Genomic DNA, 11,501 nt, shown 5'->3' on the forward strand with positions numbered 1-11,501 from the left:
AAAAATAAAGAAATAAAGGTGATTTGATGCCAAAAAATGTTACCGTAATTGGAGCGGGATTAGCCGGAAGTGAAGCTACTTGGCAATTAGCTAAGCGCGGAATCCATGTTGACCTCTATGAAATGCGTCCCAAGAAGGAAACGCCTGCACATGAAACTGGCGAATTCGCTGAGCTTGTATGTACAAACTCAATGCGTTCCAACCAATTGTCAAATGCAGTTGGTCTTTTAAAAGAAGAAATGCGTCAGTTGGATTCATTGATCATGAAGGCTGCTGATAAGACTCAAGTTCCAGCAGGTGGCGCATTGGCTGTTGACCGTGACAGTTTTAGCAAGTATGTTACTGACACGCTTCGTGATCTTGATAATGTGACTGTTCATGAAGAAGAAATTACCGAAATTCCAGAAGATGGCATTACAGTTATCGCTACTGGTCCATTGACTAGCGATGCTTTAGCCGAAAAAATTCAAGAATTTTCTGGTACAGATAGTCTTCATTTCTTTGATGCTGCAGCTCCAATTGTGGCTGCGGACTCAATCGATATGGACATTGTTTACAAGAAGTCTCGTTATGACCGTGGTGAAGCTGCTTACTTGAACTGTCCAATGACTAAGGAACAATATGAAAAGTTCGCTCATGAATTGATTAATGCGGAAACTGCTCAACTTCACGGTTTTGAGAAAAATGACGTGTTTGAGGGATGCATGCCAATTGAAGTGATGGCTGCTCGTGGTGCCAAAACAATGTTGTTTGGTCCATTAAAGCCAGTAGGCTTGGAAGATCCTCATACTGGTGAAACTCCATATGCTGTAGTTCAATTGCGTCAAGATAATGCCGCTGCTTCAATGTACAACATTGTTGGTTTTCAAACTCACTTGAAGTTTGGCGAACAAAAGCGTGTCTTCTCAATGATTCCAGGTCTTGAAAATGCTCGTTTCGTTCGCTATGGCAAGATGCACAGAAACACCTACATGGCTTCTCCAGATGTTTTAACAGCTAGCTATGAAGCTCAAAATAGACCAGGCTTGTTCTTTGCTGGTCAAATGACTGGTGTCGAAGGTTATGTAGAAAGTGCCGGTAGTGGTTTAGTTGCCGGTATTAATGCAGCAAGGGAAGCATTAGGCGAAGAGACTGTTGCTTTTCCAAAGGATACTGCATTAGGCTCAATGGCTAATTATATTACCACTACAAGTGCTAAGAATTTCCAACCAATGAATGCCAGCTTTGCTCTTTTGCCAGCTCTTGAAGGCAAGAAGATTCGCAAAAAGCGTGAACGTCATGAAAAGATTAGTGAACGTGGCTTGGCTAGTTTAGATAAATTTAAGGCAGAAGTCCTAGACTAATGAAAAATGACATGGATGAACTAGATCAATTTATCTCTTACTTGCAATTTGAGCGGTACTATAGTAAAAAGACAATATCGTCTTATGCTACGGATCTGCATGAGGCAAAAAAGTTTTGGCAGGAAAACGGTGGCTTTGCTGGCTGGAAAAAGGTAACTGAACGCGATATTCAGATCTATATTCAGCACTTGGGCGACCGCAAGCTTGCCCGCAGCAGTCAAGCAAGACAAATGTCGAGTCTGCATTCGTTTTACCGTTTTTTGACTAGGAGACGGATCGTGAAAATAGATCCAACTCAGACAGTTGTCATCAGACGTGGCGAAAAAAAGCTGCCGCAATTTTTCTACCAATCAGAGATCAAGCAAGTATTTGATTCTTTGCAAGGAGACAAGCCGCTAACTGTGCGCAATCTGGCCTTGTTTGAACTGTTTTATGCAACGGGGATGCGGGTCAGCGAAGTTAGTGGCTTGACTTTGCCGCAGATTGATTTAGACTTGAAGACAATTTTAGTTCACGGGAAAGGCAACAAGGATCGTTATGTTGCTTTTGATGATCGAACTAAAAACTCCCTGCTTAATTATTTGAATAATGCTCGTCCGCGTTTACTAAAGGATAAAGATGAACAGCATGTTTTCTTGAGTAATCAAGGAAAAGCAATTAGTGATCGTGGAATTCAATATGTAATGCAAAAAACTTTTAATCAAGCAGGGATTAGTGGTAAAGTACATCCACATGAGTTGCGACACACGTTTGCAACGGCAATGCTAAATAATGGCGCTGATATGCGTAGCGTCCAAGAATTATTAGGACACAGCAGTTTATCTGCAACTCAGATTTATACGCATGTGACTACAGCTCATCTAAAATCAGATTATGAAAAATATTTTCCTCGTAATAAAGAAAGTTGAGGTTTAATAATGACAACAATTTGTTCAGTAAGATTTAACGGCAAGACTGCTATTGCAGGTGATGGTCAAGTTACCTTAGGTGAAAAGGTAATTGCTAAGGCAACTGCAAGAAAGATTCGCAGAATTTACCATGACCGCGTAGTTATCGGTTTTGCTGGTGGTGTTGCTGATGCTGTAAGCTTGCAAGAAATGCTTGAAGGCAAGCTTGAAAGCTACAGCGGTGATTTACGTCGTGCTGCTGTTGAAATGGCACAAGATTGGCGTAAAGACCCCGCTTTGCAAAAATTGAATGCAATGCTAATTGCGTTTAACGATAAAGACCTTCTACTTATCTCAGGTAATGGTGAGGTGCTTGAACCAGATGAAAATGTAGTAGCAATTGGTTCAGGTGGTAACTTTGCTCAAGCTGCTGCTATTGCGATGACTCGTCATGCTAAAGACATGAAGGCTGATGAAATTGCTCATGAAGCAGTTAAAATTGCATCAGGTATTGATGTATTTACTGATGATCAAATTATTACTGACGAAATTTAGGAGAAAAAATAATGGCTATTAAGACTCCAAAAGAAATAGTTAGAATTTTAAATGAATATATTATTGGTCAAGATGAAGCAAAGAAGTCAGTAGCGATTGCACTTTACAACCGTTACCGTAGAATGCAACTTAACAAAGAGATGCAAAAGGAAATCACACCAAAGAACTTGCTCATGGCAGGTCCTACTGGTGTAGGTAAAACTGAAATTGCTCGTCGTTTAGCAGATATTGTTGATGCACCTTTTGTTAAGGTTGAAGCAACTAAATTTACTGAAGTTGGTTACGTTGGTCGTGACGTTGAATCAATGGTCCGCGATTTGGTCAGTGAAGCTGTTCGCATGGAAGAAAAGGACCAATTTGAACGCGTAAAGCCACAAGCTACTAAAGAGGCAAATAAGCAATTGGTACGTCTTCTTGCACCTGGTGTTAAACGCGAAAATCGTGAAAGCCAAATGCAACAAATGCAAGACATGATGTCAATGCTGATGGGTGGCAACAACCAAAATAATAATGACGAAGAAGAAGTTACTGATGAAGTACGCAACCAAAGAATGGATGTTGCTGAAAAGTTGAACAAGGGACTTCTTGAAGATCGTGAAGTTACTATTGAAGTTGAACAAGCTCCTAAGGCAAACCCAATGAGCGACATGATGGGTCAAATGGGCATGGACATGGGTTCAATGCTTAATGACATTATGCCAAAGAAGAAAGTTAAGCGTACCTTGCCAGTAAGAGAAGCACGTGAAGTCTTAATTCAAGAAGAATCACGCAAGATGGTCGATTACGATACTATTTACCAAAGTGCGATCGAAAGAAGTCAAAACAACGGTATTATCTTTATTGACGAAATTGATAAGATTATTGCTGGTAACAAGCGTAATTCTGGTGAAGTTTCCCGTGAAGGTGTTCAAAGAGATATCTTGCCAATCGTTGAAGGTTCAACTGTAAACACTAAGTATGGTCCTGTTTCAACTGATCATATTCTCTTTATTGCCGCTGGTGCCTTTGCTGAAAGCAAGCCAAGTGATTTGATTCCTGAATTGCAAGGTCGTTTTCCAATCCGTGTTGAATTGAACGCTTTGACTAAGGATGATTTCGTAAAGATCTTGAAGGATCCACAAAACTCATTGCTTAAGCAATATGTTGCTTTAATGAAGGCCGATGGCATTAAGTTAGTCTTCACTCAAGAAGCAGTTGACAAGATTGCTGAAATTGCCTTCAGTGTAAACCAAGGTACTGATAACATCGGTGCAAGACGTCTTTCAACTATTCTTGAAAAGTTGCTTGAAGATGTTCTTTACGAAGGTCCTGACATGGAAATGGGTGAAATTACCATCACTGAAGCCTACGTTGAAGACAAGTTAGGCGATATCATTACTAATAAGGACTTAACTAAGTTTATCTTGTAGAAATTAAAAAGCAGTCTGTTGACTGCTTTTTTTCTTGGCTAAAATTTGCTCTAACTTATCGGGTCATTATGTTAGAATAGAGTAAAAGCGATTACATTCCGATTTTTGTTATTTGATTTGATAGGTAGGGATAAATAGTATGAATTATACAATTGAAAATAATATGATCAAAGTGGTTATCTCAGACCACGGTGCAGAAATTCAGAGCGTAAAAGGTGCTCATACTGGTGAAGAATATATGTGGCAAGCTGATCCTGAAATTTGGGGCAGACATGCACCTATTCTTTTCCCAATTGTTGGTCGTTTAAAGAACGATGAATACACATATAAAGGCAAGACTTATCACATGGGTCAACACGGTTTTGCTAGAAACTGTGACTTTGAAGTTGAAAATCATACTCAAGAAAGCATTACTTTCTTATTAAAGGACAACGAAGAAACACGCAAGATTTACCCATTCAAGTTTGAATTCAGAGTTAACTACAACTTGATGAATAACTTGCTTGAAGAAAACTTCAGTGTTGTTAACAAATCCGATGAAACAATGATTTTCGGTGTTGGTGGCCACCCAGGCTTCAATTTACCAACTAAGAACGGTGAAAAGAAGGAAGACTACTACTTCGACATGCACCCATCAGTAGCACGTGTTAGAATTCCTCTTAAGGATGCTAGCCTTGATTGGGAAAACCGTTCATTGGCTTCAACCGATAGTATGATTGGATTGAGCGACGACCTATTTAAGAACGATGCCTTAATTTATGAATTGCACGGACATGATAATAAAGTTTCACTTAGAACTGACAAGAGCAAGTTCCACATTAATGTTTGGACTAGAAACGCTCCATTCGTTGGTATTTGGTCACAATATCCAAAGACTGCAAATTATGTCTGCATCGAACCATGGTGGGGTATCGCAGACCGTAATGATGCGGACGGCAAATTGGAAGATAAATATGGCATGAATCACTTGGAACCAGGCAAGGAATTCCAAGCAGGGTTCAGTATTACTTACCACTCAGATTCTGAATAATATGAACTATGAGGCGTTTAAATTTTTAAACGTCTTTTTTCGTGTTCAATTTCACCTAAAAATGTATATTTGTAAGGAAAAGAAAAGGGTGGAAATATGAATGAGAATAAGATAGTTGATCTACTAGTCAAATACAAGCAGTTAACTTTTATTAAAATATTACAGCAAACGATGGTCTCGATCTTTCCGTTTGCCTTAATTGGAACATATTGCTGGGCCTTAGCTAATAGTTTTTTAACGACTAATAGTTTCTTTGGGCGTTTAACCAACATTATTAAGTGGTTTCCAGCACATAATTTTGCTAGTGCGATCGTTAGCGATGTAAGTTTAGCGACAACCGGCGTTTTAGCGCTCTATGCGGCTTTTATTAGTGCCGAGTTAACTATGCGCCATTATGGTAAAAATTCGAATATCGTAGGCGTAGCGAGCGTTGCATCGTATATTTTGATGTTTATTCATACGATCCGTAATACGCAGCAGTATGAAATGAATTATTATAATGCCACATGGTTTATTTTCGGGATCATTGTTGGTTATTTTGTAGGTTGGGTATTTGCCAAATTTGGCCACGATATACCAGAGGGTAAGGATAGAGACCTCGTTAAAACGATTATCGTTAATATCAAACCACTGCTGATTGTTTTAGCTTGTGCGCTAGTTATTCACTTGGGCTTTGCTACATACAGGCAATACCAGATGGACAGAATAGTTGCTCAAAGCGTGTCGATAGTAGCTAACCAACATAGTAGTTATGGTTTGTCGATTTTAATTTCATTGATCACTACTTTTACGATTTGGTTAGGATATGCTGGTACTTTAAACTTTAGCAGCAATATTTTTGGTAATGAATCAATTGCCAATTTGTCATATGCCCTATCGCATAAGACACCTTGGAACATTCCTTATCCATATACTTTGCAATCACTTTTCAACGGCTTTGGAGGAATTGGTGGTGTAGGAGCTACCTTGGCCTTAGTCATTGCTTTGATTTTGTTTAGTAATAAAAAACAAAAAAGAGCAATTGCAATGAGAAGTTCCGTACCAGTATTCTTTAATGTTAATTTCTCACTGGTAGTCGGTATTCCAACAATCTTGAATCCTATTTATGTCATTCCATTTGTTTTAAGTCCAATTGTTAATATGCTTTTGGGCAGTATCGCCATTTGGATTAAATTGTTCCCACCATTGGTTTATCCAGTTCCAGACGGTACGCCAGGAATTTTAGCACCATTGATGGGAACAGGAGGTAATGTCGTAGCTTTAATTTATACGATTTTCATTTTAATAGTAGATGTCTTAATCTATGTACCTTTTGTTAAGTTAGATAATCAAGTAGCTAATAAATACGAGGCAAGTTTAAAATGAAAAAATATAAAAGATGGCTTTACCCAATATTGATTTTAGTGGCAACTATTGTTTGTGCGATTCCGGCCGCAGTTTATGCTAATCAAAATGCTAACAAATTACAGATGCGGCGTGATTCACGCATGTCACCAGTAATTATGATTCCAGGGAGTTCTGCTTCAGTAAATCGTTTTGATACTTTGGTGCAAAAAATCAATCAAAGAGATCGTAAAAACCATAGTTTGCTTAAAGTCTATGTTAAAGAAAATGGCCAGATGATTTTTACTGGAAGAATTAGACGTAACGACAATGAACCATTTATTGTTGTCGGCTTCCAGAATAATCATGATGGCTATAGCAATATTAAGAAGCAAGCCCGCTGGTTTAATATGGCTTTTAATGAACTGAAGCGGCGCTATAATTTCAATAACTTCAAGGCAGTAGGGCACTCCAATGGTGGTTTGATTTATACTGCATTTTTGGAAAATTACTTTAATACGACAAGTAATCGTTTGATCAGAATCAAGGTTTTGATGACAATTGGTTCACCATATAACTTTGCGGAAACGTCAAACCGTCCTACGCAAATGCTCAAAGACTTTATTAAAAACAGAAAGAAACTGCCTAGTTATTTGACGATGTATTCAGTCGCTGGGACGAAGAATTACGTGGCTGATGGGATTGTTCCTGTTTCTAGTGTAGAAGCCGGAAAATACATCTATCAAGGTGCTGTGAAGCACTATACGCAGATTACGGTAACAGGACGCTTAGCCCAACACTCGGAACTTCCACAAAACAACCAAGTGCTGCAGTTGATTGAAGAATATGTTTTGAATAATAATCATCGAGGCAGAGGTCCAGCACCAAGGAATTAGATAAAACAAAAGACGATTGTTCAACTAGAACAGTCGCCTTTTTTAGTCTAATTTAAAATCTTCGGTTTCAACATAAAGAGTCATATTCTTACGATAATAGGTAAGTGATTTAAGGGTGATGCGTAAAGTCTTCAATATCTGGTTATCAGACAACTGGTGATCAGAAAGAATCGAATAAACGAAGCTCATACGCAATTTATGCGTTGTTAGCTGCATCCCAATTATTTGTCTGTCAGGTGCAATTCTCTGATTGATATTGAAGTCTGAGGCGTAGGGCTCACCATTTTTACGAGCAAAAATATAAGGATCAGCACTTTTGGAATAATCAGTATGATCTTTGATATATTGCTTAACTTCATCATTATCTACGTGCTTAAGCAAATCATTGGTTTTTAAAACAACGATTTCTTTTGGTTTGAATCCAGCCGCAATGGCCGCCATCATTTTTACGGTTTCGGGATGAATATCCTTAATTTTGATTAAATCAGGCAAATAGGGCATCCAATTGATAATATATTTTTGCTTGCGATCAAATTTATTGCCACGCAGACTTAAGAGTGGGTAGGTGATGATATAGTCGTATTCACTTAAGAAAACAAAGTACATCTTAATGTGACTCAGGTATTTGTTAACTGTGTTGCTTTTGAAATGCAGTTTAGTTTCAAGAGAAGCCAAAAAATTGCGGATGTCACCAGCTCTAACATCGTTGACATTTGCATCTGAATCAACGTTAGCCGCATAGTAATTCCAAAAAGTCGTAACGGATTTATCTGCTAGAGAAATGGTTGAATCGGCTAGTTTTTTCTTTTGCTTACAATACGTGCGGAATTCTTTTTCATAAGGAAAATTCATTGTGCTCACCCTTTCTTTTGGATTAATTATATCATTTTTAAGTATATTGTTACTAAATTTGCACTTGAATGATTTTGGTGATTGTTGTATATTCAATATATTAATTAAATAGGTGATGACGTTCACCATTAACCGAGAAATCTAATGACGTCTACTTTGTCCCATAGGGGTAGAGTAGGCGTTTTTTGTTTGGAGGAATTGTATTTGTCTACGAAAATTAGTAACTATATTAGTGTGGCATTTTTCGCTTTCTTTGGCGGAGTGGCACGTGCAAGTTTAAATGCTGTTTTTAGCTTTTATGGTACTTTCTGGGGAAATATTATTGGCTGCTTTTTATTAGCATTTTTCACGTATTTCTTTATGGAATTTAAAACAATGTACCAATGGTTGACGGTTGGATTAGGTACCGGCTTTATTGGAGCCTTTACGACTTTTTCAACTTTTAATTTGGATATCTTGAAAAATATTCAAGCTAATTTGCCTGGTACGGCATTAATTTACTTTTTGGCATCGATCGTCTTTGGCTTTTTTTTCGCTTATTTAGGCATGGGCGTTGGTAAAGCTGTAGGTCAGTTATTGAGAAGGGAAGATTAAGTTGAATTTATTATTAGCTGGTATTGGAGCATCAATTGGTGCCATGATTCGGTATGCAATCACTAATTATGGTAAAAAGCACTGGGAATGGATCGGCAAAAAGTTTTCTAATTTGCCTATCCCAACTTTGTTTATTAATTTAACAGGTGCCTTTATTTTAGGTTTTGTATTTGGCATTAAAGCAAATGTCTTTGTTTATGCTGTTGTAGGGACAGGTGTTTTAGGTGGTTACACTACTTTTTCAACCATGAATACGGAATTAGTTGAATTATATAAAAGCAAAAATTATCGTGGACTAGTTTTCTACGCACTAGCATCATACATAGGCGGTGTAGTTCTAGTATTTCTAGGATATTACTTGGGTCATATTTTTGCATAGAAAAAGCATCTTTGCGTTTTGCAAGGATGCCTTTTTGATTATTAGTCTTTAGTTAATTCGTAGATTGCTTCTGCATAAATAGCAATTGAGTTGATCAAATCGTCAACTTTCATGTATTCGTTAGCTTGGTGCATGACCATTGGCGCATCTTCAGGTTGGGCACCATATGCGACACCATGCTTAAAGAGTCGTCCGTAAGTACCACCACCGATGACAACTTCATGGCCTTTCTTACCAGTTTGACGTTCATAAACTGCAAGCAAGGTCTTAACTAATGGATCATCACCAGGTACGTAGTGAGGTTCTTCAAATGAAGCAAAGCTTGGAGTTAAAATGTCGCCAAATTTTTCGCTAACTTGCTTAACCATCTTGTCTGGATCAGTGCCTTGTGGGTAACGAATGTTGTCTTTAAGAATAGCCGCGCCATCTTCAGTGTATTCAAAAATTGAAGGAGCGGAGGATAAATCGCCCATTAGATCATCATGATGGAAGACGCCAAGCTTTTTACCTTGGAAGTCTTCGTGTTCAACGTCGGCTAAGAAGTGAAGATAGTTTTTATCACGACCAGCAAAGTCAAATTGATCTAAGAAGAGACCTAAGAAAGTTGCAGCATTGCGGCCAACTTGAGGAGCTGAAGCGTGCGCACCTTGACCAGTGAGTTCAATCTTAGCAATGTTATCGTTGATATCGAATTGACCTTCAAGCTTGTTGTCAGTCAAGAATTGCTCGAATTTGGCTTTAATTTCATCAAGATCATCTGCTTGAATAGTAGCATAAGCCTTTTGTGGGGTAACGTTTTCTGCGATACCTGCCTTGAAGGATTTAAGAATGACAGCGCCTTTTTCTTGATCATCCTTAAAGTTAAGTACTAAAGTGTAGATCCCTTGTTCACCATTGATGATTGGGTATTCGGCATCAGGAGAGAAAACTTGGTCTGGAGTATGTTCATGCTTTAAGTAGTAATCAATACCTACCCAGTTGGTTTCTTCATTGGTACCGACAATAAAGTCGATTTTCTTCTTAGGTTCAAAACCAGCTTCTTTAAGTAAAAGCATACCGTAGTAAGCAGCTAATGCTGGGCCTTTGTCATCGGCAGAACCACGACCGATAATTTTATCGTCCTTGATGATCATTTTGAAAGGATCGGTTACCCAGCCATCACCGGCGGGAACAACGTCCATGTGACCGATAATGCCAAGATGCTTGTCACCTTCACCGTAATCAACACGGCCAGCATAGTTGTCAACGTTCTTAATGTGGAAGCCGTCGCGTTCAGCAAAAGACAAGAACTTCTTCATTGCCTTAACGGGACCTGGGCCAACAGGATATTCTTTAGAAGTGTTGTTTAAGTCTTCGGAAGAATCAATTGCGATTAATTCATCCAAGTCACGTAAAATATCATCCTTTTTTGCTTGAGCTAGTTTCTTGTAATCTAAGTCCATACTCATCCTCTTTTCTTATTTTAAGTTAGTTAAAATTTTATCGAAAAAATGGATTTTTGGCAAACGATTAAGAAAAAATTGATATATTTCATAAGCATTAAAATAGTATTATGTTTTAATCTCAGGTATACTTACACATAAAAATATAGTTAAAGTTAAAATAGAATGGATAAAGATTATGAGACAACATGTTCCCAATTTAGACACCAATTTAACTAATAATGACTTTTTAGATTTAATCGTTTCTTGTTTTCACTCTGCAATTTTTGGTACGGTTGACCAAAATGGTGAACCTCACACCAATATTGTTGACATTGACTTTAATGAAGATGGACGGTTAATCTTCGCAACTACTAACCAAAAGAACTTTTACCGTAACATTAAAGGCAATAACCGCGTTTGTTTAACTGCTTTACGCGGCAGAGAGACGCTAAGCAGCGTAGGTTTTACGCTTAAAGGCTATGTCGATGAGATTAGTCTATCATACATAGATAAGATTCTTGAGATTAAACCAGAAATGCATCGTATTTATGCAAATAAAACCAAAGATATTAATACTTTGCGTCCATTTGCACTTACGCCTGTTTTAGGCTCTGTTTATGACTTGAGAGAGGGTCGTGCATTTCAAAAGCAATTTGATTTTATGAATGAAAAAGAACCAGTTTGTAGTGACCCGCATTTTTCGGACACTTTATTGATATTATGCGACTAAGGACTTATTCCGATATTCTATCGGAGTAAGTTCTTTTAGTTTATCCTTAGTTCTTTCCGTATTGTAATAGTCTATATAT

General features: G+C 38.0%; 13 protein-coding genes and 1 riboswitch. Of the genes, 10 read left to right on the forward strand and 3 right to left on the reverse strand.

The annotated features are described in order from the left end of the window. Positions 1 to 26: 26 nt before the first annotated feature. From trmFO to BN1206_RS04485, 7 genes are all read left to right on the forward strand, one after another. Positions 27 to 1,343, forward strand: a complete 1,317-nt coding sequence (trmFO, locus tag BN1206_RS04455; protein ID WP_014565793.1) for a methylenetetrahydrofolate--tRNA-(uracil(54)-C(5))-methyltransferase (FADH(2)-oxidizing) TrmFO — start codon at positions 27 to 29, stop codon at positions 1,341 to 1,343. After that, positions 1,343 to 2,251: a site-specific tyrosine recombinase/integron integrase gene (gene xerA, locus BN1206_RS04460; RefSeq protein ID WP_052542954.1), complete on the forward strand. Its 909-nt coding sequence runs from the start codon at positions 1,343 to 1,345 to the stop codon at positions 2,249 to 2,251. The genes trmFO and xerA overlap by 1 nt, the downstream gene beginning before the upstream one ends. A gap of 9 nt (positions 2,252 to 2,260) precedes the next feature. Further along, positions 2,261 to 2,785, forward strand: a complete 525-nt coding sequence (gene hslV, locus BN1206_RS04465) for an HslVU peptidase proteolytic subunit (RefSeq protein ID WP_013437789.1) — start codon at positions 2,261 to 2,263, stop codon at positions 2,783 to 2,785. An 11-nt stretch (positions 2,786 to 2,796) separates the two neighbouring features. Next, a complete protein-coding gene (gene hslU / locus BN1206_RS04470) occupies positions 2,797 to 4,194 on the forward strand; it encodes an ATP-dependent protease ATPase subunit HslU (protein ID WP_013437790.1) in 1,398 nt (465 codons plus the stop codon). Positions 4,195 to 4,333: 139 nt separating this feature from the next. After that, positions 4,334 to 5,224: an aldose 1-epimerase family protein gene (locus BN1206_RS04475; RefSeq protein ID WP_022087829.1), complete on the forward strand. Its 891-nt coding sequence runs from the start codon at positions 4,334 to 4,336 to the stop codon at positions 5,222 to 5,224. Between the two features lie 96 nt (positions 5,225 to 5,320). After that, a complete protein-coding gene (locus BN1206_RS04480; RefSeq protein ID WP_013641830.1) occupies positions 5,321 to 6,589 on the forward strand; it encodes a PTS transporter subunit EIIC in 1,269 nt (422 codons plus the stop codon). Further along, on the forward strand, positions 6,586 to 7,443 hold the full coding sequence (locus tag BN1206_RS04485) for an alpha/beta hydrolase (RefSeq protein WP_013437793.1): 858 nt from the start codon (positions 6,586 to 6,588) through the stop codon (positions 7,441 to 7,443). Before BN1206_RS04480 ends, BN1206_RS04485 begins: the two co-directional genes overlap by 4 nt. Positions 7,444 to 7,485: 42 nt before the next feature. On the opposite strand, the gene BN1206_RS04490 is transcribed toward BN1206_RS04485, so the two are convergent. Beyond that, the gene (locus BN1206_RS04490; RefSeq protein WP_013437794.1) at positions 7,486 to 8,295 is read right to left on the reverse strand and encodes a site-specific integrase; all 810 of its coding nucleotides are present in this window, start codon (positions 8,293 to 8,295) and stop codon (positions 7,486 to 7,488) included. Positions 8,296 to 8,397: 102 nt separating this feature from the next. Further along, positions 8,398 to 8,456: riboswitch (Fluoride riboswitch) on the forward strand. A gap of 43 nt (positions 8,457 to 8,499) precedes the next feature. Here BN1206_RS04490 and BN1206_RS04495 point away from each other — a divergent pair. Both BN1206_RS04495 and crcB read left to right on the forward strand, forming a co-directional pair. Next, entirely contained in the window at positions 8,500 to 8,889 is a 390-nt protein-coding gene (locus BN1206_RS04495) for a fluoride efflux transporter FluC (protein ID WP_014565795.1), read from the forward strand. Between the two features lies 1 nt (position 8,890). Then, complete coding sequence (crcB, locus tag BN1206_RS04500) at positions 8,891 to 9,268, forward strand: fluoride efflux transporter CrcB (protein ID WP_013437796.1); 378 nt, start codon at positions 8,891 to 8,893, stop codon at positions 9,266 to 9,268. A gap of 41 nt (positions 9,269 to 9,309) precedes the next feature. On the opposite strand, the gene pepV is transcribed toward crcB, so the two are convergent. Further along, a complete protein-coding gene (gene pepV / locus BN1206_RS04505) occupies positions 9,310 to 10,710 on the reverse strand; it encodes a dipeptidase PepV (protein ID WP_014565796.1) in 1,401 nt (466 codons plus the stop codon). A gap of 178 nt (positions 10,711 to 10,888) precedes the next feature. Between pepV and BN1206_RS04510 the strand changes: the two genes are divergently transcribed. After that, complete coding sequence (locus BN1206_RS04510; protein WP_022087833.1) at positions 10,889 to 11,422, forward strand: pyridoxamine 5'-phosphate oxidase family protein; 534 nt, start codon at positions 10,889 to 10,891, stop codon at positions 11,420 to 11,422. Here the strand turns inward: BN1206_RS04510 and BN1206_RS09440 are convergent. After that, a complete protein-coding gene (locus BN1206_RS09440; RefSeq protein WP_225792932.1) occupies positions 11,411 to 11,497 on the reverse strand; it encodes an IS3 family transposase in 87 nt (28 codons plus the stop codon). The genes BN1206_RS04510 and BN1206_RS09440 overlap by 12 nt on opposite strands. Positions 11,498 to 11,501: the final 4 nt, after the last annotated feature.

The sequence above is a fragment of the Lactobacillus sp. OTU4228 genome (assembly GCF_001006945.1).
Taxonomy (GTDB): Bacteria; Bacillota; Bacilli; order Lactobacillales; family Lactobacillaceae; genus Lactobacillus; species Lactobacillus amylovorus.

Excerpts from the sequence above, each read along its gene's own strand:
- trmFO (WP_014565793.1), top strand. The coding sequence starts at position 27 with ATGCCAAAAAATGTTACCGTAATTGGAGCGGGATTAGCCGGAAGTGAA.
- xerA (WP_052542954.1), top strand. The coding sequence starts at position 1,343 with ATGAAAAATGACATGGATGAACTAGATCAATTTATCTCTTACTTGCAA.
- hslV (WP_013437789.1), top strand. The coding sequence starts at position 2,261 with ATGACAACAATTTGTTCAGTAAGATTTAACGGCAAGACTGCTATTGCA.
- hslU (WP_013437790.1), top strand. The coding sequence starts at position 2,797 with ATGGCTATTAAGACTCCAAAAGAAATAGTTAGAATTTTAAATGAATAT.
- BN1206_RS04475 (WP_022087829.1), top strand. The coding sequence starts at position 4,334 with ATGAATTATACAATTGAAAATAATATGATCAAAGTGGTTATCTCAGAC.
- BN1206_RS04480 (WP_013641830.1), top strand. The coding sequence starts at position 5,321 with ATGAATGAGAATAAGATAGTTGATCTACTAGTCAAATACAAGCAGTTA.
- BN1206_RS04485 (WP_013437793.1), top strand. The coding sequence starts at position 6,586 with ATGAAAAAATATAAAAGATGGCTTTACCCAATATTGATTTTAGTGGCA.
- BN1206_RS04490 (WP_013437794.1), bottom strand. The coding sequence starts at position 8,295 with ATGAATTTTCCTTATGAAAAAGAATTCCGCACGTATTGTAAGCAAAAG.
- pepV (WP_014565796.1), bottom strand. The coding sequence starts at position 10,710 with ATGGACTTAGATTACAAGAAACTAGCTCAAGCAAAAAAGGATGATATT.
- BN1206_RS04510 (WP_022087833.1), top strand. The coding sequence starts at position 10,889 with ATGAGACAACATGTTCCCAATTTAGACACCAATTTAACTAATAATGAC.